The sequence below is a fragment of the Deinococcus terrestris genome, assembly GCF_009377345.1.
GTDB lineage: Bacteria > Deinococcota > Deinococci > Deinococcales > Deinococcaceae > Deinococcus > Deinococcus terrestris.
In genome coordinates, this window is the sequence record NZ_WBSL01000018.1 from 1 (window position 1) to 20,516 (window position 20,516).

Sequence of the window (20,516 nt, forward strand, 5' to 3'; positions counted from 1 at the left end):
ACGGCTACCCGCCAAAAAGCCTCTTCAGGCGTGGCCTGGATACCCTTCGTGCCGTGCTCAGCAAGCCTCAACATGGCGCTGGACGAGCCTTCCCAGACTTCCTCGCCGCTTTTGACCCCTAGAGAGGTCACCCGCGAGTGCAAGGCCAAGCAGGAGGCCGACCCGACCACTTCCTGCCTGTCCGAATCGGGCAAGGGAATCGTCAAGACAGTCTGGAAGACCCTGAATTCCAGTTTGAATTCTACGCTTGAGATATTTAAGCAAACAGTCGGTAACTTAATTGATACTATCGGTTCTCTTGTTATCCAAGTCTACTTCGGCATAGCGTATTATGTATTTTCTATTGTGGCTCTGTTCGCAATATCTGCCTTTATCACCAACGTCTTGGGCGGTGCGGCAAGCAACTTGGGGAATGCGATTAAGGGCCGAAATGTCGTTTCGAGGCATAACAGATGAAAAGGTTAATCACAGTAGCTCTGGCGATGTCAGGCTTTGCAGGTGCCTCCGCGTACAGCGATCTCATATCTGCCCTTGAAAGGGCGCAAAGTCGGGTCCTGATTTTCGCCCCCAGTCTCTATGATGTTGAGCTGGGTGAAGCTGTAAGGAGAGCAAGACTTGACACCATACGCAGTGTGAACGTAAAAATTCTTTCTGTCTCCTACTATAACTATCAGCCCAAGAGCATCATGCTTTCCCTGGCGCTGGCAGGAGTACCAGTGTATGAGGCGCAAGTTGCGTCTACAAGTGGAATCATTATTGTGGATAATCAAGGTTGGAAGGGCGAGTATCTTGGGAGATTTGCCAACGCCCAAGTTGCTTCTATGACCCCTGAAGAAATTAACCGAACTCTTCGTTGGTTCAAGTCTACCTTTCAAAAGGCCAACGTTCTGACCCAGGTTGAGGCTTTCAACCGACTGACCAAGGTGACGCCATGAGCGGAAAGTCTCTGGATGCTGCGGCCCCTCTTCCCACCCAAGCTGAGAGCCGTGAACGACGCCGGGGGGTGCCTATCCCCACCAACCTCTACACGGTGTTCCTCATCCTCCTGAACCTCGCCACGCTGAGTGTTGCCATATACGACGTGAGGGGCGTTGCCCTCGTGTTCCTGTCGATGGCCTACACCGTTCACGTCCGGCTGCTGCTGACCCAGCGTGAGGAGCAGCGCCGCACAAACGAGCTGCTGGAGGAGATGTTGGACGCTCCGAGCCCCCTGCCCCGCCTTTGAGGTCTGCTTTGTGAACGACGACGTGAGGAACCGCATTCAGGCCGACTACGACCGCCTGCTCAAGATTCTGCCGACCGATGTTCGGAAGAAGCTCCAGCCGGTCGTCCACGAGGCGGAAGAGATGAAGATGCGCTTCGGGCTCCCGCTCAAGATCAAGCACCACGACAGATGGCACAAGTACCCGGAGCTGGTGATTGACCAGGGACACCTCACCGACTTCCGCAGCCGATTCGATGAAATCCGCGACGACAACCGGGCGGGGATAGACGGCACCGGCCACCGCATCAGCCGCATCCCCTCGGCCGATGGCAAGGGGACGGACGGGTTCAACATCAGGATCGCGCGCTTTTTCGGCGGGCTCGCGGAGGTGCTGCGCCCCTCCTTGCACACACACCCCTCCATGTTGATCGCCGGACTCGCCGGGAAGGGGAAGAGTACCCTCCTGCGCGACGTGGCCCGCATCATCGCGGAGAAGTACGACGCCAACGTCACCGTCGTGGACACGTCGAACGAGGTGGCTGGGGACGGGCGAATTCCCCACCCCGGCATCGGGGAGGCGGACCGTTACTTCGTGCCGGTCAAGGCCCGTCAGCACGAGGTCATCTTGGAGGCCGTTGCCAACAACAGCGCCCTCATCATCGTGATTGACGAGGTACAAAAGCAGGAGGAGGCCGAGGCCGTCCGTGGCCTGAGTGCCAAGGCGCAGTTCGTGGCGACCACCCACGGCGACGACCCAGCCGCGATCATCCAAAATGGGCCGCTGGCTGCCCTGTTCCATCCCACGCCCCTGTTCCGGTGGCTGCTGATGGTGCGGGAGATCGGGGTGTATGACCTGTACGATATGCCGCAGGCGGTGCAGGGCGTGCAGGGAGGCCGCACGCCGACGCCCCTTGAATCCTTCAAGGTCCGCGTGCAGGCGGTGGAAACCACAGCCCCAACCCTTCCAGAAGCGGGCAGCCGCGACGAGGACGAACTGAAAGCCCCCAGCAAGGCGGTGTGACCATGGGACTGCTCTCCAAAATGACCATCCTCCTGGTCGCGGCGAGCCTGAGCGCCTGCGGGAACGATGAGCCGAACGACGCGAACATCGACCAGGCCGTCAGGGCACGCATGGGCGGGAAGCCAAAGGCGATTTGTGTTCCCGAGTACGTGAAGCTCGACGAACCCTTCCGTGCCCCGGTGGACGACAGGACCGCGCAGGACGTGGAGGACCTGGCCGCTTTGGGCCTGGTCGAGGTCGAGCAAGGCAGCGACGTGTTCACGCTCCAGGCCAGGCCCAAGGCCCAGCCTTACATCGAGCACGGCCAGCTCTGCCTCGCTCGGTACAGCTACGGCAAGCTGAAGTCGCTCGCCGACCGGCAGGTGAACAGTGGTGGCCTGAAGACCCTCGTGGCGCACATCACGCCGGTCGTCGAACCTATGCCGGGGGTTCCGCCGCACTGGGTTGAGCGCATCTCCAGCATCCAAGGCATCCGGGGCATGACGGCCGAGATGGTGCAGACGAAGGAAGGTTGGAGGGCGGTCAGCGAAAGCCTCTATTGACGGGCGATCAACAGGGAGGGGGTGAGGGGATGCGGGTGGTTTGGTTTGTGGTAGGTGCTCTCTCGGCAGTGGCAAAGGCCGCCGTGTGGCTGATGGACACCACTGAGCGCAACAACCGAGAGGTCCAGCGGTACATGCCCAGGTACGACCGTGACGACGAGTGAAGCACGTTCAAGGCAGCGGCCCCCGGAAGGTGGGCCGCCTTCTTTTGAGCGGCCGATAGATTCAGCCGACGTGCTGGAAGAGGGTGCCCTTTGACCAGTCGCGGGCCGCTTCTAGCAGGTACGGGAACAACGTGGGTTGGCCTCGCCTGGCCCGGCGGAGGTACTGCTCCAGCGAGGCGTGGTGCCGCTGGCTGGGAAGGACCAGCAGGTTTTCAGGAGCGTTGTTCAGGGAGTCGCCGTCAATGTGGTGGACGACCTCGCCAGGGAGGAGCGGGCGCCCCAAGAGTTCGGCGGCCACCTGACGGGGCAGCCGCACCGAGCGGCGGTGCTCAGGAACCCAGACGCGCGTGTAGACCTTCCCCATCGCTCCAGCTTACCCGCGCCTCTGTCTTGAGGACGGGTGCCGCTTGAGCTGAGTGCTGCTGCCCGCACTCCGTCAGGGGGTGGGCGGAGTTATCAGGGTGGCGCAGTAGGGCGCCAGCCTCCTGACTGTGCCTCCTGACCGTTGCCCGCCATGCTTCTCTGCCGGGGCAGTGTAAAGCCGAAGGTGGCCCCTTCCCCGGGCTGCCCGCTGGCCGTGACCCGGCCCCCATGCCTGGCGATGATGCGCCGCACGTTCGCCAGCCCCACGCCCGCTCCCTCGAACTCGTCGGTGCGGTGCAGCCGCTGGAAGATGCCGAACAGCCGGTCGGCGTACTTCGGATCAAACCCCACCCCGTTGTCCCGCACGAATACCGCCCACTCCTCTGGACGTTCCTCTGCCCAGACCTCAATTCGCGCGACCTCCCGCGTCCGGGTGAACTTCAGGGCGTTGTCCAGCAGGCTGGTCAGCACCAGGCGCAAGGTGGCCTCGTCCCCGGTCACCACCGGGAGGGGGCCCACCTCCCACACCACCTGACGCCCCGCTGCCCTGACTTCCAGCTCGCGGCGGATCACGGCCATCAAGCTCTCCAGGTCCACGGGTCCCCGGTTCAGCGTCAGGCGCGAGGCGCGGGAAACCTGCAACACGCCGTCAATGAGGGTGTTCATCCGCTCGGCGGCCTCCTCGATCACCGTCAGGTAGCGGGCGGACTTCGCGTTGACACCCTCGCCCAGGGACTGCCGCAGCAGTCCCGCGAAGCTGGTGGCGTGCCGAACCGGGGTGCGGAGGTCATGCGAGACGCTGTACGTAAACGCCACCAGTTCCTCGTTGGCAGCTTCCAGCCTACGCCGTTCCTCCTCCAGTTGCCGGAGCTGTTCGGCACGTTCCAGCGCCAGACCCAGACTGCGGCCCACGGCCCGAAAGACGGCCATCTCGCGTTGGGTCCACTGCCGCGCGTGCATGGTGCCCATGCCCAGCATCCCGCACGGTTGCCCCCCCCGGAAGAAGGGATACCGCGCCACCGCCCCGTAGTCGTGCGACCCCGGCAATCCTTCGGCCTCTGCGTCCCAGCCGTTGATGAACACCGCCCGCCTCTCCTCGACGGGCCTCAGGAAGCTGCGCGTGGTGGCCGGAATCCCCCTCCGAAAGAGGGCCACCACGGCGGGAGGAAAATCGTCGGACAGCACCTGCGCCTGCCAATGGTCCCCACTCAACTCGAAATAGGCCGCGCTGGTGGCCCCCAGCGACTCCCGCAGCACCCTCACGGCCCGGCGTGCGAGGGCCAGCACATCGGTCGTGTCCGCCGCCTCTTCGGTAAACCGGGCGAAGGCTTCCAGCGCGGCCTTTTCCTCCTCCAGTTCCTGGGTGCGTTCTGCCACCTGGCCCTCCAGGTCCGTGGTGAGCCGGGCGCGTCCCAGGGCGATGGCGGACTGGGACGCCAGGATTCGCAGGAAGCGCTGCTCCTCTTCGGGAAAGTCGTGCGGTTCACGGAAGTCCAGCACCAGGACGCCCAGAGGCTGCCCGTCGAGGAACATCGGCAGCACGGCGCTCGCCACGGCGGCGACCCCACCCGTCCGGGCTTCCAGCTCGGGATAGGTACGCTTCAGGTCGCTCGCGTGCTCGAAGAAAAGGGCCTCGCGCCGTGCTAGGGCGTCCCCGGCAGGCAGGGCCTCGTTCAGGGGGCCGTCCTGCCAGACGGTCTGCCCGCCCTCCGCGTGGCCCTGCCTGGCAGCGACTTGCAGGCGGTCCCCGGCATCTGTGACGAGCAGGACCGTACCTGCGAGGGCGTCCAGGGCTTGCCGGGCGGGATTCAACACCACCCCGAATACGGCGGCGGGGGTGGAGGCGGCCGCCAAGGCCTCGGTCACGGCCTGCAAGCGTTCACTGAGCGTGGGGCGCACAGTCGCAGGCATGCCGGATGCTTCACTCACCTCCTTAAGATAGCGGTCAGTCCCGGAGCAACGGGCCAACCCGGGGCGCTGCCAGGAGCGGCCTGAAAACAACCACTCAGCTTCTAGCAGCCACGGCGCGGTCCACCGGTCTCACCCGCTGGAGGCGTCGGCAGGATGCTCGCGCACCTGGACTCGGCTCTCCTCAGCCCCCCTCATTTCGTCCGGTGCTGCCAGGCTTCGTGCTGGAAGGAAGAACCCTGGTGACTCCTTCCGGTGCTCGGACAGGGAAGTGATGGACGCACGCTGGTCTACGCGCCGGGGGCAGGTCTCTGGTCCATCAGCCCTATGGGGGAGGGTGTTCCCCCGGGTGGGTTCGCCGTTTGTGGCGGTACATCGCCCGGTCAGCTCTGGAGAGCCAGGCACTCGCCGTCTCCCCCGGGCGCCAGCGTGCGGTTCCCACACTCGCGCCCGCTGCCGCATACACCTCGCGGAGTTCGCGGGTCACCTGTTCCACCACACGCTGGGGCGTCTCCAGCGTTCCTCCCTGAAGCAGCAACGCGAACTCGTCCCCACTGATGCGGTAGACCTTTCCCTGCGGCCCCACACCGCGCACAAAGCCGCGGGCAAAGCGGCAGAGCAGGTCATCCCCGGCGGCGTGACCCAGATGGTCATTGACCTGTTTCAGGCCGTCCACGTCCACGACCGCCAGCAAGCACTCCTGGCACTCTTCCTGCACGGTCCGCAGGAGATCCTGTTCCAGCGCACGGCGGTTGTGCAACTCGGTCAAGGGATCGCGGTGAGCCAGTTCCCGCATGGCCCTCGACTCCACCCGTTCCTGAACAAGCTGGTCGCGGGCCTGGCTGAAGGACCACAACACCAGAATGAGTGCCGTGTGCGCGAAGAGCAGCGTGACAGGCAAGGTCAGGCCGTCGAAGGCCCCATTCTGGCCGAATGACTGCCAGGTATGGGGCAGGGCCATCACCGCGAATGCTGCCAGGGTCGCGCCCGCATGCCGGGCCGCAGAGCGCGGGGACCGCTGCGCGAAGAAGAACACGTAGAGCGTGGTCACATGCAGGACGCAGGCCAGCAGCGCCATCGGGCTGGCGGGGTGGAGCGGCAGCAGGTAAAGGGCACTGACCCAGGTCAGGAGGAGGAGCAGCGCGTAGGTCTGGGGTGCGCAGGCCAGCATGACGGGCCGCAGCCGGGCCGGGCCGAACAGGGCCAGCAGGCCAAAGACCACAAACCCCAGCAACACGGTTAGGTACATCGGTGTGGTGAGACGCAAGCCGGTGAGGAGGCCCACACCGACCAGGGCGGCCAACAGGGGCACCCACAAGACCAGTTGCTGCGGGTCCACCTCGTGCAGTCGGAAGGCCGTCCGCCGCATCAGCACCTGCCCTGTTCGGCCCCCGAGAGAAACAGGCAGCCCACCGGAGCGGTCTGGGGTCGGGGTTCAGGGTCATGGCAGATGGTTCAATCAGCCCCTTTCAACAGGCAGGAACGCGGGGGCGGAGCACCGCGAGGCGGCGGGCCTCTGCGAATTTAAGCCAGGGCAACGGTTGAACAGCACTGTAAAAACTGGCAACTGACGGTCCTGGCACGGTTGGACTAAGGCGGCTTTAAGAAGAGGGGGAGATACCCCAGGGGGGTAGAGGGTTCAAGGTAATGACGCGTTGTAGTGATGGATGAAGAGCCAGAGAACGGTTTCAAGATGCGACTGGCGACGACTGAACGATAAGGAACGGCGCACCAGATGGGCGAGGCGAGCGCGCAAGGTCGCGTTGAAGCGCTCAACATGTTGAGTTCCACCGATGCGGTGCAGCTTCCCAAAAACCACCCCCTTAGAGCCTGTTTGAAAAGGGTGTCAGCAGGGATCAAGACGGCGAAGCATGAGGCGAATATTGGCGAGATAGCACCAAGTCTCTGTGGTCTGAGGTCGTCCCTCGAAGTCTCTGCTCAACCGACGGGAACGGGTCAACCAGGCTAGAGAACGCTCCACCACCCATCGTCTGGGTAAGACTTGAAAGCCGCGTGCGCCCGGAACCGGGCGCACGACTTCGATTCTCCAACCACAGAGGGCTTTGACCCACCTCACCAGACCTGCCTGATAGCCCCGGTCCACCCACACCAGTTCGATCCGAGGGAATCGGTGCCGTGCAGCGTTGAGCACAAACCGTCCGCCGTTGTGGTCCTGGACGTTCGCACTGGTGACCAGCACAAACAGCAGCAGGCCCAAGGCATCAACCAACACATGCCGTTTGCGTCCGATCAGTCGCTTGGCGGCATCTCTCCCTCTTGGTCCGGCTTGTGGACTACACCGGACCGATTGTGCGTCCAGGATGGCGGCACTGGGTTCGGCGCTGCGCCCACTGGCGCAGCGCGTCTTGCGAACCAGCACCCGATTGATGGCGGCCCAGGTTCCGTCGTGCTCGAAACGGCGAAAGTACCCGTAGACCGTCTGCCACTTTGGAAAGTCATGAGGCAACCCTCGCCAGGTACAGCCATTCTGAAGGACGTACAGGATGGCGCACACGACCTCGTAGAGGTCCACCGAACGGGGCCGACCCAGGGGTCGGCCCGCAGGCAGGAAGAGTTCGAGCCGCTCAAACTGCTTCCGGGTCAGGTCACTCGGGTATGTTTTGCGCTTCACACCTCAAAACTGCCGCAGTACCTGACCCTTTTCAAACAGGCTCTTAGAGGCCGCCAGGCGGTCTGTATGACAGACCGCGTCCAGGTACAGTGTTTCCAGGCTATGCCAAAGGCCATACGCCCCCAGGGTGTCGCGGGGACCGAGGAAGCACCCGACGATCCGTCGGGTGTGTCGGTCCATCGCCAGCCAGATCCAGAGCGGTCGTTGATGGCTTCTCACGAACGTGCATAACTCATCGCATTCCAGCACCCTTGGGAAGGGTGCTGGAATGCTCAAGCTTTTTTTGCAGAAGACTCAGGGTGGTCAAAGTCGTGTGGAACGCTTCGGCTCAACCCTTTGAGGTGGAGCCGGAACCAGGAACGACTGACCCCAGTGACTCGACAAATCCCTCTGTGTGGGATCCGTTCAGTCAGCAAGCGGTCCACCAAGGCGATGGTTTCCTCGGACACCCGATGCCAGACCGGGTGCAGCGTGAACTGAAAGCCACACTCGCGGCACAGGGAGCGTTGCTTGCCCGTATGGGCATGGCCGTTTTTGACGATGTGCACGGCCCCGCACTGCGGACAGACCGGATCGTTCATGCTTCATTGAACACCTGTCATGCTCAGAAATCCACGACCACAAGGCGCATGGGTTTGACTTCGTGTGTATAAGACGCTATCTTAAAAACATCAAAGGCGGCCTTTGGGCCGCCTTTCGCCTGGCAACCAGCCTTGATCAAGCTCAGCGTCGGCGCGTGACGAACGGAATCGAAGAGGGCAACGCTCGTCCAGGAGTTGAAGGCATCTTCCAGCGAAAGTGTCTCTCCTGTTCCGGGCCGCCCGGTGCCAGCCCTGTCTCAGGGAATGACCCGGGGCCTTCTCGGAGGGAGACGTCCACCTTCTCAAAACGGACGTGCGAGCGGGTCCATGTCGGCCCCAGACGGGTTCGAGTCCCGTCACCCGCACCTCTCAGACGGAGGGAACCCATCAGGTTCCCTCCGTCTTGCTTGACCACGCCAGGGTGTGGTCGGTGGGTGCCTCGGGCAAGACGCGGCGGACGAAACGGGTCAGCATTGCCTCGTAAGCTTCCGGGTCGATGTTCCAGGGCCGCACGTGTTCGGCGCCCTCGACCCGGTGGTACTCCACGATGTCCGGCCGGGCGTGAGCCAAGCGCTCCACATGCGCCACCGGCACCGTCCGGTCCGCGCTGCCGTGAAACAGCAGCATCGGGGTGGTGAACTGCTCCATCACGCTGTGGTGATCGATGGCGTCGAAGTCTTGCCCGCTCTTGAACGCCGTCAACCACTCCACCATCCCGGCGAAGGGCAACAGCCTGTACCGACGGGCATAGTGACGGATCAAGGTCCTCCACTCCAGCGGCGGAGAATCCAGGATCACGCCGCTGATCAGCGGGGCCAGTGTGCTGTACCGCAGGAAGGCCAACGTGATGCCACCACCCATGCTAAAACCCATCAAGAGCAGGCGCCGAGCCCCGTGGGTGCGGGCGTAGTGCACCGCCGCCTCCAGGTCCTCCCATTCCTCGGCGCTCAGACGGTACACGCCCTGACGGGTACGGGGTGCGCCGTGGGCGTTGCGGTACGTGATGGTCAGGCTGCTGATCCCCAGCCGGGCGAAGGTGGGGAGGATGCGCAGGGCGTCTTGCCGCAGGCCCTTATACCCGTGCGTCACGATCACCCAGTCGGTGCCTGCCGCCTCGCCGCCCTCGTCCCCAGGTACCAGCCACGCGGGCATCGCACCATGCTCGGCGGGCACCAGCACGTCCTGGTACTTCAATCTCCGTGAGGCCGGGGTGCCCAGGCCGACGGTGCTGGGCCGCACCTGCTGACCCACCGGGAGCGCCGCCTCCTGCCACTGCACGGCGCGGGTGACCGTCCGGCGGGTCTGCTCCACCACGGGGCCGAGCTGGGCGAAATACCGCACGCCCGCGGGGTCATCCCACTCCAGTCCCAGAACCCCAGCGCGGATGGTGGCCGAGTTGCGGGTCAGGGTCAGCCGGGTGGGATGAGCGGTGGGCTGCACCTCCAAGTCGGGGGTCTGTTGATCGCCCTGGACGCCGAAGACATGAGTGGGCGGAGTACGCCGACGCACCGACGGTGCCCACACCAGCGCGTCGGCGAAGTGCCAACCCACCCTGAGCACCGCGACCCCAGTCAGACTCAGCGCCAGGAGGACCAGGGGCCAGCGTGAGCGGCGAGGCCGCGGGGCAAAGCGGGTTCGCCGCATAGCCAGAATGATGCCAGACCCAGGGGAAACGCGTCAGGGGACGTTTAGGCAGAGGAAGTTGGCTAGCCCGGGTGGGAACAGGACAGCCTCCTCTCTCTCACCTCGAACCCGGCCTAATTCTGAAGTTTGCCCTGCATGACGCTGGCGATGGCTTTCCGCGCCCCTTCCAAGTAGGGCCGGGCGGCGTCGCCCACCAACCCGAGGTCACTGAGGTACAGCTCCGCCTGCATCATGCCGACGTCCACGGCGTCATCGTGAGCGCGGTTCTGCGTCAGCGTGATGTAGTACCACGTAGAAGCCACTTGACGAACGGACGCGAAAATCATGTTGTCCATGCCTGCCCCTGCTTCACGTGCGCGGGAGGAACGCGAGGTGGCCCTCGAACAGCCGCCGACTGAGTTGGCGGGGCTTTTTCTCGGTCAATGTGCCCTGCATGAGGCCATGCTGGGTGATGACCTGAACCTCACAGCGCCCCGCATTCTGGGCACACGCCTCACTCAGGGCCCGGATGTCCGTCGGCAAGGTGCCCTTGGGCTGCTGGTCCGCCTCGGCGAGGATCGTCAGTCGCTTGTTGGGCGCGACTTGGTAGTGGCCGTGAAGGGTCAACATGCCCTCACCGTAGGCGTTGTGCCGCCTCGCAACTGCGGCCCCCGACCTTTCGACCTTGACCGCTTGTTGGGATCGGGATGGGGCCGCAAGGGGGCGCCGGGCCCGGCCTGCCGACTTGGTAAGCCTGGCCGCTATAGGTCGCGCCTCTCCACCCTATAGTGGAGAGGTAGTTTTCCAAGTACGCAGTGAATAAACGGCGCACGGGGTAATTGACCGTGCGCCGTTTCGTAGGTTGGAATTCGAGGAGTGGAACATGGCTGTAGGTCGAGTGAAGTGGTTTAACGCGGAAAAGGGCTTCGGATTCATCGCGACGGAAGGAAGCGACGACGTGTTCGCGCACTTCAGCGCGATCCAGAGCAATGGGTTCAAGAAGCTCAACGAGGGCGATGAGGTCGAGTTCGACATCGAGTCGGGCCAGCGTGGCAAGGGCCCGCAGGCCAAGAACATCGTGGTCACGAAGGCCGCCCCGGTAAGTGAGTACGGCAGCCGTCCGGTGCGCCGCGACGACCGCTGGTAAGTCTAGGCAGAAGCAGACTAGAGGACCGGCAACGGTCCTCTTTGTTGTGCCTGGAAGCTCGACCACCCGCCGTTACGACCGGCGTGAGGATGGAGAGACAGCAGCTTGTCCGGCGCTGGGCTATGTAAGAGGGTCTATGTACCGCTATCAGCGTAGCATTGGAACGATTAGGAGCTAAAGATAGGGCTGGACGGATGGTCATAGAACTGGTCAGAGTGCCGACGAAGAACGGTCTTTAACGTGCAGAAAAACAACGGTGGCCCCTGGCAGCAGACAGGGGCCACTCCTCTTGATTCAGTTGTAGTTGAAGCGGTTGAGTTCGGCCGTGTACCGCGCCACTTCCTGTGGCGAGGCCACCAGGCGGGCCGCCGCCACCCGCTGCTCCAGCACTGGCAGATCATGCGGGTCTATGCGGAGCGACTGATTCGCCAGCAGCACCACCCGCCGGTGGTCACCGTCCCGCTGCGCCTGCTCCATCTGGACACCCAGTTCCAGGGTCAGGGTGAGCAGCAGCGATTCTCGCTGAGTCTCCACCCATTCACAGGGGTCCGCACCCGGGAGAAAGTCTCCCCGGTACAGGGCGAGCGCCCGCGCCAGCTCCTTGCCCTGGACCGCTTCGAGCAGGTGCGTGAGGTCGAGGTCCACATGAGCCAACTGGCCCAGGAAATATTGCGGCGCGTGATGCGGCCCCTGGGAACGAATCAGTTCATGCCCCAGCCGGTCGCGCAGTTCCTTGAGGCACTGGCGGACATAGGCGCTGCCGGTCGCCGGTTCCTTGTCCGGCCACAGGTCGAATTGCATCTGTGCCCGTGTGCGGCCGGGGTGGAGGGCGAGGTAGACCAGCAGGGTCACGCAGCCCGTCCGGGAGAACGGCACCTCCAGCAGGTCCTTGAAGATCGCCATGCGGCCCAGGGTTTTGACCGAAATCTGAAGGTCGCCGTCCTCGGGCAGGTGGGCCATGCCGGGGAGATGCAGGTGCGCCAACTTGTCGAGCAGCGGCTCCATCAGGGGTGCGGTGTCCGGCTCCAGCAGCGCGTAGTGCAGCAGCTCGCTCAGTTCCTCGAAGTCCGGTTTGAACTCGGTCAGTTGCCGCAGGCGCAGCAATTGGGTGATCGCCTCGGTGAGCGCCGGGATGACCTTCTCCCGGACCGGATCGTCCCCCAACCGCAGACAGGTGGCGGCGAAGTGCAGTTGTACGCGGCAGAGTTCTGGCACCCGCCCCGAGGCCCGGAACAGCGCGGCGGCCTGACTCAGACTGGCTTGGGCCGCCAGCAGGTCGCCCCGCCGCCGTTCGAGCACGCCACCCGTCGCCAGCAGCTCGGCGGGCCATTCCTCCGGCATCAGGCCGTAGCTCAGGAGCACGTCCACCGCCTGGCCGTGCTGCCCGTGCAGGCTGTGGTGCTCGGCGAGGCGGGAGATCGTCCACAGGCGCAGGTCATGGTCCCCGAGCTGCTCGGCCAGTGGACCCAGGCTCTCCAGGGCCACCTGATAGATGTGCCCTTCGCCGGTCAGCCGGGCCAGCTCCGCCTCGCTGGTCAGCAGCAGGGCCGTCAGCCGGGGGGCGTAGGTGCCATGCAGGGTGCGTTTCGCCTCTGCCAGCACTTCGTGGGCCTCAGTGAATTCCCCCCGCGTCAGGTGGATCTCCAGCAGTTGCCGCAGGGCACCCACACGCGGGCCGGGGAAGGGACCCAGGGGGAGCGCGTGGACAGCTTCACTCAGCAGGGTCTTGGCGCGTTTGTCATTGCCCAGCTCACGGTACATCTGCGCCAGGGAGATCGTCACGCGGGCACTGCGCTCGCTGTCTCCCAGGGCCAGGTAGCCGTGCCAGGCCCGCTCGACCCGTCGGAGGCCGCCCTCGGTCTGCCCGGCCTTGAACTCCGCGACCCCCCACCAGCGCCAGGCCCGCAGTTGTAATTCCCCTGAGAGATGAGGGGCGATACCCTCAAAGTGGGTGATGGCCTCGCCAAAACGCCCGAGCAGGCGCAGAACGTTGCCCAGCTCCACCTGTCCTTCGGGGTCCCCCTGCATGGCGGCGCGGGTCAGGGCCACCTCGGCATCGTCCAGCCGCCCCACCCGGATCAGAGCGACGCCCAGCAACAGGGCATCCCGTGCTGAGGCGGTACGGCCCTCCAGGTATGTGACCACGCCTTGAAATTGTCCGGCCTCAAAGAGGGCTTCTACATCTGTCACGCGCCGGTTCCTTCCATATACATTCCGGCCTCTACAGTACCGACATGACCCTTGCTTTTGGCCGCAAAGTTGCCGCACTGCTGCTCGCGCTGTTCGTGGCGGGTGGTTCGCTGGCGGGTGCCGGTGGAGCGAAGGACTACGGCGAGTCCACTCCCGGACCGGTCCACCTCGACGGCGGCGCCAAGGACTACGGGGAGTAAAGCGTGACCCGTCCGGCAACCCCTCGCCCGCACCTTCAGCCCCGGCCCCCACTGCCGCGTCCTCAAGGTGAGCGTCTGGACGCGCCGGGGGGCCGAACCCTGCCGGTCATGATCGGCGGGTCTACCGACTACGGCGAATAAGGGCAATCGCAATGCTGGGAGTGACATCAGAATCGAAGCTTAAAGGGTGTGCTCTGACGTTCCTCTAACTGCTGACGCCGCTACTCGACTGGGACGTATGACGGATCAGGAGCAGAGGAGCGAAGACAAAGTTCTCTTCCGGTTGCTCCCTGCCTTCAGCTCCCCTGCTTCGGCTGGGGCAGTTTTTAATGGCTGCTTGCGAAGGATGGTAACATTTTTGCATGTTTACATGCAGCGTTGGGGAGGTGGTTGAGGAGGGGGGAGCACCCCCCTGAGCCAAACCTAACGGCGGTCAGGCAGGCAAGGATGCGGGCGCCGCTCTGCTCTGCCCGCTGCCCACCCTCCCAACGGTTTGGCTACCCCCCCCTCGCACCGGGTCGGCCGTCGAGCGGCAGGGTGGTGGTGCAACAAGAGGCGCGGCCACAGGCCGCACGACTGTTCAAAAGATGAACAGCGGTGTCCTCGCCGGACGGGCACCAGCCGGAAAAAATGTCAGGGAAGGCGCCCAACATTTTTTCCGGCCTGCGGCCTCAAGGATCACGCGGCCTTCTGCCGTCAACGGCAACCCCGCAAGGGGGGCGGCCAGAGGCCGCACCGTTGACAGCGCAAAAAGCTTCAGCAGGGGGAAAAGAGAAGGGGCTGAGCGTTCAGCGGCGCCGGGGGACGGCCACCGAGCCCGCCCGGGGCGGCACACCGGGGGGCCGCTCCCCCCCGGTGTGGGCGTGCAGCCATGAGGGACCAGGGGGCAGGAGGGTCAGGGAGGGTGGGCGAGGCCGGGCGACGTGTGCAGGTTTTGTCGTGACAGACGTATTCCAAGCTTGACCTTGTACTATAGTCATAGTACAATACTCCTACCCCAGACAGGGGAAAGGAGCGCGAAATGTCCGTACTTGTTCTTTGTGCCCAGGAACTCAAAGCCGTCGAAATCATCGCCCGCAAGTGGGTCAACGTCGAGGAGGACGTGTTTCCCGCGTTGTACGTGGCGAACCACCATGCCTATTCCGAGTCGTATGCGAAGGCGGGCGCCCTGAGCGCCGGGCACGCCCTGGCGCTGCGCCGCGAGTACGCACAGGCGACCGCTGACCCGAAGACGTACACGGGCGACGAACTGCTGGCGACGCTGCACCGCGTCACCTACAACACGATCACCAACGACGGGCGGGGGATGCTGGACGACCAGGGCGAAGCCATGCGCCGCCGTCTGGTGCAGTCAGTGGCCTTCGAGGTTCTGGTGGAGGGCGGCCCCTGGGTGAAGGTGGCCGACCTGGGAAGCGTCCGGCGCGTCAACTTCGACCTGTACGAGATCAGCAGCCGCGATCCCGGCGAGGGCCACCGCGCCCGCGTGTACCTGATGGACGGCAGGCCCCACCAACATGAGGGATACGTCACCGATCAGCCGTGGGAGGCGTTTGAGAAGCTGTGGGAGATGAACGACGAGTGTTACGCCCACTGGCTCAGGGGGTACGAGCGCGACCTCGCGGAACAAGCCAGGCGGTTGGGTATCCTCTGAAAGAACGGCCCCGGGAGGGGCCGCTTTCCTTGTCCCAGACGGGAGAAACCACTTGCATCTGTACTATGATTACAGTACACTTCTTTTACCCCAGACAGGGGAAAGGAGTGGAAAAGATGACCTTAACAGCAGCTCAGCGCGGGAGCCTCGGCGGCAAGACGACCCACCAGCGGCACGGCTCCATGCACATGGAAGCCATCGGGCGCGCGGGGTTTCAGGCGACGGTGGAGCGGTACTACGGCGGCGACGTGCAGGCGTACATGAGTGCGCTGCGCTCCCACCAGGGCAAAGGGGAGTACGACCCCCGCTCACGGTGCCAGGTGCGCCGATCCGCTGCCTGACCGAAGCCCGGCCCCGCAAGGGGCCACCCCTTCCCCAGCCCAGGAGGCCCAGCCATGCCCGAATGGATTCGCCAGCCCAGCACCGAGACCATCCCCCACTTCGTCCGGCACTTCACCTCCACCAGGACGCCCGGCTGCGAATTCATGTTCGATGTTGACCCAAGCAGCCAGGAGCCGGTGTTCGGGGCCGACGACGAGCAGGCCCGCCAGAATTACGAATTTGCCCTGCGCGAGGTCGAGGCGGGCCGCATGGTGGACGAGGGCCTTCTGGATTTCAGCGTGCCCGTGCGGGACGCCGGAGCGATCCGTTGCCATTGCGGCGCGGTGGTCGAACTCACTGACGACTGGGAGGGCGCGGCCTGCCAGGGGTGCGGCACTGAGTACGGCGAGAACGGTCAGCAGTTCCGCGCGAACTGGCGCCAGTTTTGCCGAGAAACCGGGGAACTTGAGGACTGAGCCCAGCAGGGCGGCCCTCTGAGGGGCCGCCCCTTTCCCCCAGCTTGGAGAACGAGCCGTGCCCTATCCCTACCCCCAGACCCGCGAGGAGTACCGCGCCGCCATCCTGGCGAACATCTGCCGTCTGGTCGCACAGGTCGAAGCTGACCAAAACGAGTACGGCAGCGCCGAGAGCCTGGCGCGTAGTCTCCACCACGACGTGCGCGAGTTCTTCGACGAAACGCGCTGGAAACCAAACCCGGTGTACGACGGCATCACCGCCCGCGTGCCCCTGGGTCAACCCCTCACCCTGTTGATCGTTCACCATGACGGCCCCAACGGTCGGTGCTTTGTTCAGGGCCGGGTGCAGGCCATCCACCACCCCGGACGGCCGAGTGACGGCGCCGTATTCGAGGTGGTGCCGAAGGGCTGCCGGAACGTAAGGCGCCACAGGTACGCCGTGATGGTGGGCGCCGCCCTCACGATTTACCCGGGATGGGTCGAGGAGACGCGGCTGGAGCACACGCGACCTCTACCTCTGTACGACCATGCCGCCGTCCCCCCTGTCAGGTACGATCAATGAGAAGGCCCGCCCCCAGTGGGCGGACCTACTCGCCCCAGACAGGGGAAAGCGAGCAGGGGGAAGTATATGGCACGAGCGAAAGAAGTGAAGACCCTGGCCGAGTGGCGCGAGGAGCGCGGCCTGACGGTGCAGGAACTCGCGGACGCGGTGGGCCTGACCCGGGGTTCAATGGGCAATTACATCAAGGGCCGGGTCGAGCCGGGCATCCGCCTCGCCTACCGGATCGCGGACGCCCTGGGGGTAGAAGTGACCCAGATCAAGGATTGGCAGGTCGAACGGCCGGTGGACCCTCCCCCGAAGAGTCTTGCGGTGATTCAGCCGGGCGCATAAGTTTTACGCAAGTTTTTGCAGTTTTACGCAAGTTCCTCTGCTCAGTCCTGAGCGCAGCAGCAGTTCACCCCCGAACCGCTGCGACCAGCACAACCTCTGCCCCGTCCCGGGGCCTCGTGCCTCACTTGCGTAAAATTACTATTTTACGCAAGTCGAATTTGGGGTGTATTATTCTGTCTGTAAAGAAGGGGGCGCGTGGTGAAGAGTGAGCAGACGAAATCAAGGGGCCAGGCAATGACTGGGCTACTAGGGGCAGGTGAATAGCAGAGATGGGAACTGAATCGACTCTGTTCGATGCCTTGCCTGCCTTCGAGGGCTACTTACGCCACGAGGAGGCGCTGAGTCCGACTACTGTGCGGCAATACCGGGCAGATGCCGAGAAGCTGGTGAGGTGGTTGCTGACCGAGCGCGAGTGCCTGACGAGCTGGGAGCAGGTGGGGGCGCGAGAGTTGCGCGTCTATATGCAGCAGTGTCAGCCTGCCCCGGCTAGGGCTAGGCGGCTGCTCTCCAGTTGGAAAAAGCTCTGGGCCTACTTGGCTGAGATTGAGAAGCGAGAGATGCAGCGTGGCCCAGATGAGCTGAAAAGCCCTAAGTTGCCGTCGAAGCTGCCGCAGCCCCTGAGCACGGATGAACTCTCTCGACTGCTACATCAGGCCCGCGAGAACGTTAATGAGCAGAAGGGCTTGCGCGACTGGGCACTGCTGGCATTCTTGTACGGCACCGGCCTGCGAGTCAGTGAGGTCCTGAATCTGAAACTCAACAACGTGGTATTCCAAAGTGGTGATCCCTTGCCCACAGCGATCCGCGTGGTGGCGAAGGGGAACGTCGAGCGGCTGATCCCGCTAAGCGCTACAGCGCAACGGGCCTTGTACCAATGGCTGAAGGTGCGGCGCATCGAGGTAAAGGGGAACGGCGCCCTAGTATTTGTGCATCTGAAGACGGGAAAAGCCATTCCCGTCCGCACTGTGCAGGCCATGATGCACCGGGTAGGCGAGCGGGCGAACATTCCGGCTCAGCGGGCCACGCCGCACAAACTGCGGCATACCTTCGCCACCAACCTTGTGAACTTAGGGCGGCCTCTGGAGGAAGTACAGGAAGCTCTAGGCCATAAGGACAGCAACGTGACGAGGCGCTATACGAAGCTCAGCCAATCTCGACTTCGGGCCGTAGCAGATGCTTTACCAGATATACCCTAGTGCAAATGAAAGTCGTCTGTATTGATCTGGAGGTACACCATCAAAAACGACAAAATTCAGGGTCTATTTGATTATTCGGAATCCGAAGAGCCTGCCGAGTACCCTAGTTTTGAAGTTGCACTTCTTGCTCTCGGCAGCGTTCGTGGTTTGGGGGTTAAAAGTATAGGTAAAATAGTTGATGCGTATGGTGACAAGCTGGGGCTTATTTTTCACGATAAATATGAAAATATCATAGAGAGAATTCCATCTATGGATTTGAAATTGCACGAACTTTTGACGTATGAAATTCGTAAGGATCCCGAGAGGATAGTAAATTTAGCCCAAAAAGAGCTTGACAATTTACTTAAAGATAATATACACATAATTCCTTTTAGTAGGATTCCTAAACAGATGGCAGGGTATAGTGATAGTCCCAGATGGCTATTTGTTCAGGGGGATGTGGGCACTGTTTACTCTGGCTGTCTTATTGGTGCTGTTGGTACAAGACAGCCCAGTGAAGAAGGCAGAAGGCGGGCGCGTCTTGCCGCTCGTATTCTTGGGGGCTACGAGGTGGCTGTTGTATCCGGGCTGGCTGAGGGAATCGATGACGAAATTCACCGAGCAAGTCTGGAAAGAGGATTAAAAAATGTCGCTTTCCTGGGACACGGTATTAATAAAGTTTTTCCAGCCTCTACAGAATCCACACGAGAGTGGATCCTTAATAGTGGAGGAGCGGTAGTCTCGGAGTATTTCCCCAATGAGGGCTTCCAAAAGTCATATTTTGTACAGCGCAACAGACTCCAAGCGCTCCTATCCAGTGCTGTAATCTTTATTGAGGCAAATCAAAAAAGTGGCACCGCATACACGTTGGAGTTTGCCCATAAATATCGTAGACGTATTGCTGGCTTTAAAGCCAAAGAGCCAGGAATAGAACAAACGATTTCCTTGTACGGTTATCCAATTTTCAACATAATTAGCCAGTCAGGAATTCGAGAATTTGACAGATTTATAAGAAGTACAGTTGGTGGAACTAATAATAGAAATAAACTAATTAAGAAGATAACAGAGGAGTTGGGCAGGGAGATTTCTATTAGAGATTTAAGTAGGAGTGACGTTCAGCAAATTATTGCCGAGTTGATTGCTATTGCGCATCTTGCATCAAATAAGGAGTAAAATGCTACGTCTTGTCATCGTAGACTCAACAATTATCTCTGAGAGTGATGCTAAAAATCTCGACACCCTTGAGAAGGTGCTTACGCGACTCAGGTCCAAAGGAGTAAAAATCGCACTGGTATCTACTAATAAAATGGGAATGTATAAAGCCTCACGAGCGAGTTTTCAATTTTCCTTCGACTACTCTCTGAGTGGTGAAGAGGTCTATGGGAAGCCGCAAAATTCATTTAAGGGTGGGGGTGATAGGATAACAGAGATTTGTGGTGAAATGGGGATACCCCCTCACGAAACGCTCTATATAGGTGACGATCAGCATGATTACGCTTCATCTTTACATTCTGGGTGCTTTTTTGTAGCTGCCGCGTGGAAGGGACTAAGCGGTGTGTTCACTGCTGAAAGAGCACAAAGACCCGAAGATGTATGGAGTTTTGCCTCCCACTATCTTCTGCACCCTCCAAGGTGGAACTTCTCATTGGACGACCCAAATCGCAAATTTCGTCTGCGTACTCTGGCGAGCGCAAACACTCTTGCGTCAGAAGTGCGATTCTCTGGAAACCCACCATACCGTTTATTCAATTTAAAGCAGCTCTTTAAGGATAAGCTGCCTATCAAATGTGGTAATAGGTCCGCTGTATTAATCATGTTCTGGCACACGCTGGCGAGTATTGTTCTGGAAAATCTCTCCCCTCAATACTCTATCTTTACCGTCTATCCTGGAAGTAAACCGGACAGAACAAATGGTGTTATTCAGCAGGTGGCTGATATCGCCTCAAAAGTTCTAGGGAGTAAGTTTATAGGCGATTTGATTGTTCGTGCCATACCTGCCCCCAGCAGTCATGAACTAAAGACATCTGGAAAAGATTCTTTTTTGACGCAGACCAACTCTGTTATTCTCAACAAACATTATAGATCAAAGATTAAAGGTAAAACTATTGTAGTGTTCGATGATTTTCATACTTCGGGTAAATCTTTGGAATGGGCACGCAACCTCTTCCTAGCTGCTGGTGCCAAGGAAGTTGTCATGATTGCTATGGGTCGATTCGGTGGAAGATCGAAGCCTCATACTGCATATGAGCCTGTTTCAGTGTCAACCGTGACTCCATTTGATCTTAAGGAGTATTCCGAATCGGACTTCTTATCCACGGATTTACATCTTAGTCCGAGTGATGAGGGAAGGGTCGTCCTACAAAAATCCTTTGAAAAAAATCTTGTCAATAAACCATTCGAGGAGATTGATTAATCTTGATCAAAAG

26 protein-coding genes and 1 pseudogene are annotated in these 20,516 nt (G+C 61.5%); 17 read left to right on the forward strand and 10 right to left on the reverse strand.

The genetic code is table 11. The features are described from left to right. From F8S09_RS16290 to F8S09_RS18225, 6 genes and pseudogenes are all read left to right on the forward strand, one after another. A pseudogene (locus tag F8S09_RS16290) lies at positions 1-122 on the forward strand (IS4 family transposase); the annotation flags it as partial. A 330-nt stretch (positions 123-452) separates the two neighbouring features. Next, on the forward strand, positions 453-935 hold the full coding sequence (locus tag F8S09_RS16295) for a phospholipase D-like domain-containing protein (RefSeq protein ID WP_152872527.1): 483 nt from the start codon (positions 453-455) through the stop codon (positions 933-935). 68 nt (positions 936-1,003) lie between these two features. Beyond that, complete coding sequence (locus F8S09_RS16300; protein ID WP_152872528.1) at positions 1,004-1,225, forward strand: hypothetical protein; 222 nt, start codon at positions 1,004-1,006, stop codon at positions 1,223-1,225. Between the two features lie 10 nt (positions 1,226-1,235). Further along, positions 1,236-2,225, forward strand: coding sequence for an ATP-binding protein (locus F8S09_RS16305; RefSeq protein ID WP_152872529.1), 990 nt, complete (start codon positions 1,236-1,238; stop codon positions 2,223-2,225). Positions 2,226-2,245: 20 nt separating this feature from the next. Further along, the gene (locus F8S09_RS16310; protein ID WP_152872530.1) at positions 2,246-2,767 is read left to right on the forward strand and encodes a hypothetical protein; all 522 of its coding nucleotides are present in this window, start codon (positions 2,246-2,248) and stop codon (positions 2,765-2,767) included. A 29-nt stretch (positions 2,768-2,796) separates the two neighbouring features. Then, entirely contained in the window at positions 2,797-2,931 is a 135-nt protein-coding gene (locus tag F8S09_RS18225) for a hypothetical protein (RefSeq protein ID WP_265469107.1), read from the forward strand. Between the two features lie 61 nt (positions 2,932-2,992). Here F8S09_RS18225 and F8S09_RS16315 read toward each other — a convergent pair whose 3' ends face one another. The 9 genes from F8S09_RS16315 to F8S09_RS16355 all read right to left on the reverse strand — a co-directional run bounded on the left by F8S09_RS16315 (position 2,993) and on the right by F8S09_RS16355 (position 10,668). Next, a complete protein-coding gene (locus tag F8S09_RS16315; protein ID WP_152872531.1) occupies positions 2,993-3,295 on the reverse strand; it encodes an HNH endonuclease in 303 nt (100 codons plus the stop codon). 92 nt (positions 3,296-3,387) lie between these two features. Beyond that, entirely contained in the window at positions 3,388-5,205 is a 1,818-nt protein-coding gene (locus F8S09_RS16320) for a sensor histidine kinase (protein ID WP_152872532.1), read from the reverse strand. 322 nt (positions 5,206-5,527) lie between these two features. Next, positions 5,528-6,571, reverse strand: coding sequence for a GGDEF domain-containing protein (locus F8S09_RS16325; protein WP_152872533.1), 1,044 nt, complete (start codon positions 6,569-6,571; stop codon positions 5,528-5,530). Positions 6,572-6,841: 270 nt separating this feature from the next. After that, positions 6,842-7,021 (reverse strand): IS1 family transposase, encoded by a 180-nt coding sequence (locus F8S09_RS16330; protein WP_152872534.1) that lies wholly within the window; start codon positions 7,019-7,021, stop codon positions 6,842-6,844. A 27-nt stretch (positions 7,022-7,048) separates the two neighbouring features. Next, positions 7,049-7,834 carry an IS5 family transposase gene (locus tag F8S09_RS16335; protein ID WP_152872535.1) on the reverse strand — a complete coding sequence of 262 codons (786 nt, stop codon included), beginning with the start codon at positions 7,832-7,834 and terminating at the stop codon, positions 7,049-7,051. A 272-nt stretch (positions 7,835-8,106) separates the two neighbouring features. Next, a complete protein-coding gene (locus tag F8S09_RS16340; protein ID WP_152872536.1) occupies positions 8,107-8,415 on the reverse strand; it encodes an IS1/IS1595 family N-terminal zinc-binding domain-containing protein in 309 nt (102 codons plus the stop codon). A gap of 387 nt (positions 8,416-8,802) precedes the next feature. Further along, a complete protein-coding gene (locus tag F8S09_RS16345; protein WP_152872537.1) occupies positions 8,803-10,059 on the reverse strand; it encodes an alpha/beta hydrolase in 1,257 nt (418 codons plus the stop codon). Between the two features lie 113 nt (positions 10,060-10,172). Next, positions 10,173-10,394 (reverse strand): hypothetical protein, encoded by a 222-nt coding sequence (locus tag F8S09_RS16350; protein ID WP_152872538.1) that lies wholly within the window; start codon positions 10,392-10,394, stop codon positions 10,173-10,175. Positions 10,395-10,407: 13 nt separating this feature from the next. Continuing rightward, positions 10,408-10,668, reverse strand: a complete 261-nt coding sequence (locus F8S09_RS16355; protein ID WP_152872539.1) for a hypothetical protein — start codon at positions 10,666-10,668, stop codon at positions 10,408-10,410. Between the two features lie 253 nt (positions 10,669-10,921). On the opposite strand from F8S09_RS16355, the gene F8S09_RS16360 reads away from it, so the two are divergent. Continuing rightward, a complete protein-coding gene (locus F8S09_RS16360; RefSeq protein ID WP_152872540.1) occupies positions 10,922-11,185 on the forward strand; it encodes a cold-shock protein in 264 nt (87 codons plus the stop codon). A gap of 294 nt (positions 11,186-11,479) precedes the next feature. On the opposite strand, the gene F8S09_RS16365 is transcribed toward F8S09_RS16360, so the two are convergent. Continuing rightward, a complete protein-coding gene (locus F8S09_RS16365; RefSeq protein WP_322618883.1) occupies positions 11,480-13,330 on the reverse strand; it encodes an SARP family transcriptional regulator in 1,851 nt (616 codons plus the stop codon). An 89-nt stretch (positions 13,331-13,419) separates the two neighbouring features. Here F8S09_RS16365 and F8S09_RS17795 point away from each other — a divergent pair, with 89 nt between their 5' ends. From F8S09_RS17795 to F8S09_RS16405, 10 genes are all read left to right on the forward strand, one after another. After that, positions 13,420-13,575: a hypothetical protein gene (locus F8S09_RS17795; RefSeq protein WP_194165409.1), complete on the forward strand. Its 156-nt coding sequence runs from the start codon at positions 13,420-13,422 to the stop codon at positions 13,573-13,575. A 3-nt stretch (positions 13,576-13,578) separates the two neighbouring features. Beyond that, complete coding sequence (locus F8S09_RS17800; protein ID WP_194165410.1) at positions 13,579-13,716, forward strand: hypothetical protein; 138 nt, start codon at positions 13,579-13,581, stop codon at positions 13,714-13,716. A gap of 880 nt (positions 13,717-14,596) precedes the next feature. Further along, complete coding sequence (locus F8S09_RS16370; RefSeq protein ID WP_152872541.1) at positions 14,597-15,226, forward strand: hypothetical protein; 630 nt, start codon at positions 14,597-14,599, stop codon at positions 15,224-15,226. A 116-nt stretch (positions 15,227-15,342) separates the two neighbouring features. Then, entirely contained in the window at positions 15,343-15,567 is a 225-nt protein-coding gene (locus F8S09_RS16375; RefSeq protein WP_152872542.1) for a hypothetical protein, read from the forward strand. 54 nt (positions 15,568-15,621) lie between these two features. After that, complete coding sequence (locus F8S09_RS18080) at positions 15,622-16,023, forward strand: hypothetical protein (protein ID WP_227978754.1); 402 nt, start codon at positions 15,622-15,624, stop codon at positions 16,021-16,023. A 58-nt stretch (positions 16,024-16,081) separates the two neighbouring features. Continuing rightward, positions 16,082-16,585, forward strand: a complete 504-nt coding sequence (locus tag F8S09_RS16385) for a hypothetical protein (protein WP_152872543.1) — start codon at positions 16,082-16,084, stop codon at positions 16,583-16,585. A 66-nt stretch (positions 16,586-16,651) separates the two neighbouring features. Then, a complete protein-coding gene (locus F8S09_RS16390) occupies positions 16,652-16,915 on the forward strand; it encodes a helix-turn-helix transcriptional regulator (protein WP_152872544.1) in 264 nt (87 codons plus the stop codon). 269 nt (positions 16,916-17,184) lie between these two features. Continuing rightward, positions 17,185-18,111, forward strand: a complete 927-nt coding sequence (locus F8S09_RS16395) for a tyrosine-type recombinase/integrase (RefSeq protein ID WP_152872545.1) — start codon at positions 17,185-17,187, stop codon at positions 18,109-18,111. A 21-nt stretch (positions 18,112-18,132) separates the two neighbouring features. Then, the gene (locus F8S09_RS16400) at positions 18,133-19,263 is read left to right on the forward strand and encodes a DNA-processing protein DprA (protein ID WP_152872546.1); all 1,131 of its coding nucleotides are present in this window, start codon (positions 18,133-18,135) and stop codon (positions 19,261-19,263) included. Position 19,264: 1 nt separating this feature from the next. Then, on the forward strand, positions 19,265-20,503 hold the full coding sequence (locus F8S09_RS16405; RefSeq protein ID WP_152872547.1) for an HAD hydrolase-like protein: 1,239 nt from the start codon (positions 19,265-19,267) through the stop codon (positions 20,501-20,503). Positions 20,504-20,516: the final 13 nt, after the last annotated feature.

Coding starts and splice junctions, on each gene's coding strand:
- F8S09_RS16295 (WP_152872527.1), top strand. CDS start 453: ATGAAAAGGTTAATCACAGTAGCTCTGGCGATGTCAGGCTTTGCAGGT.
- F8S09_RS16310 (WP_152872530.1), top strand. CDS start 2,246: ATGACCATCCTCCTGGTCGCGGCGAGCCTGAGCGCCTGCGGGAACGAT.
- F8S09_RS18225 (WP_265469107.1), top strand. CDS start 2,797: ATGCGGGTGGTTTGGTTTGTGGTAGGTGCTCTCTCGGCAGTGGCAAAG.
- F8S09_RS16315 (WP_152872531.1), bottom strand. CDS start 3,295: ATGGGGAAGGTCTACACGCGCGTCTGGGTTCCTGAGCACCGCCGCTCG.
- F8S09_RS16320 (WP_152872532.1), bottom strand. CDS start 5,205: ATGCCTGCGACTGTGCGCCCCACGCTCAGTGAACGCTTGCAGGCCGTG.
- F8S09_RS16325 (WP_152872533.1), bottom strand. CDS start 6,571: ATGCGGCGGACGGCCTTCCGACTGCACGAGGTGGACCCGCAGCAACTG.
- F8S09_RS16340 (WP_152872536.1), bottom strand. CDS start 8,415: ATGAACGATCCGGTCTGTCCGCAGTGCGGGGCCGTGCACATCGTCAAA.
- F8S09_RS16345 (WP_152872537.1), bottom strand. CDS start 10,059: ATGCGGCGAACCCGCTTTGCCCCGCGGCCTCGCCGCTCACGCTGGCCC.
- F8S09_RS16350 (WP_152872538.1), bottom strand. CDS start 10,394: ATGGACAACATGATTTTCGCGTCCGTTCGTCAAGTGGCTTCTACGTGG.
- F8S09_RS16355 (WP_152872539.1), bottom strand. CDS start 10,668: ATGTTGACCCTTCACGGCCACTACCAAGTCGCGCCCAACAAGCGACTG.
- F8S09_RS16360 (WP_152872540.1), top strand. CDS start 10,922: ATGGCTGTAGGTCGAGTGAAGTGGTTTAACGCGGAAAAGGGCTTCGGA.
- F8S09_RS17795 (WP_194165409.1), top strand. CDS start 13,420: ATGACCCTTGCTTTTGGCCGCAAAGTTGCCGCACTGCTGCTCGCGCTG.
- F8S09_RS16370 (WP_152872541.1), top strand. CDS start 14,597: ATGTCCGTACTTGTTCTTTGTGCCCAGGAACTCAAAGCCGTCGAAATC.
- F8S09_RS16375 (WP_152872542.1), top strand. CDS start 15,343: ATGACCTTAACAGCAGCTCAGCGCGGGAGCCTCGGCGGCAAGACGACC.
- F8S09_RS18080 (WP_227978754.1), top strand. CDS start 15,622: ATGCCCGAATGGATTCGCCAGCCCAGCACCGAGACCATCCCCCACTTC.
- F8S09_RS16390 (WP_152872544.1), top strand. CDS start 16,652: ATGGCACGAGCGAAAGAAGTGAAGACCCTGGCCGAGTGGCGCGAGGAG.
- F8S09_RS16395 (WP_152872545.1), top strand. CDS start 17,185: ATGGGAACTGAATCGACTCTGTTCGATGCCTTGCCTGCCTTCGAGGGC.
- F8S09_RS16405 (WP_152872547.1), top strand. CDS start 19,265: ATGCTACGTCTTGTCATCGTAGACTCAACAATTATCTCTGAGAGTGAT.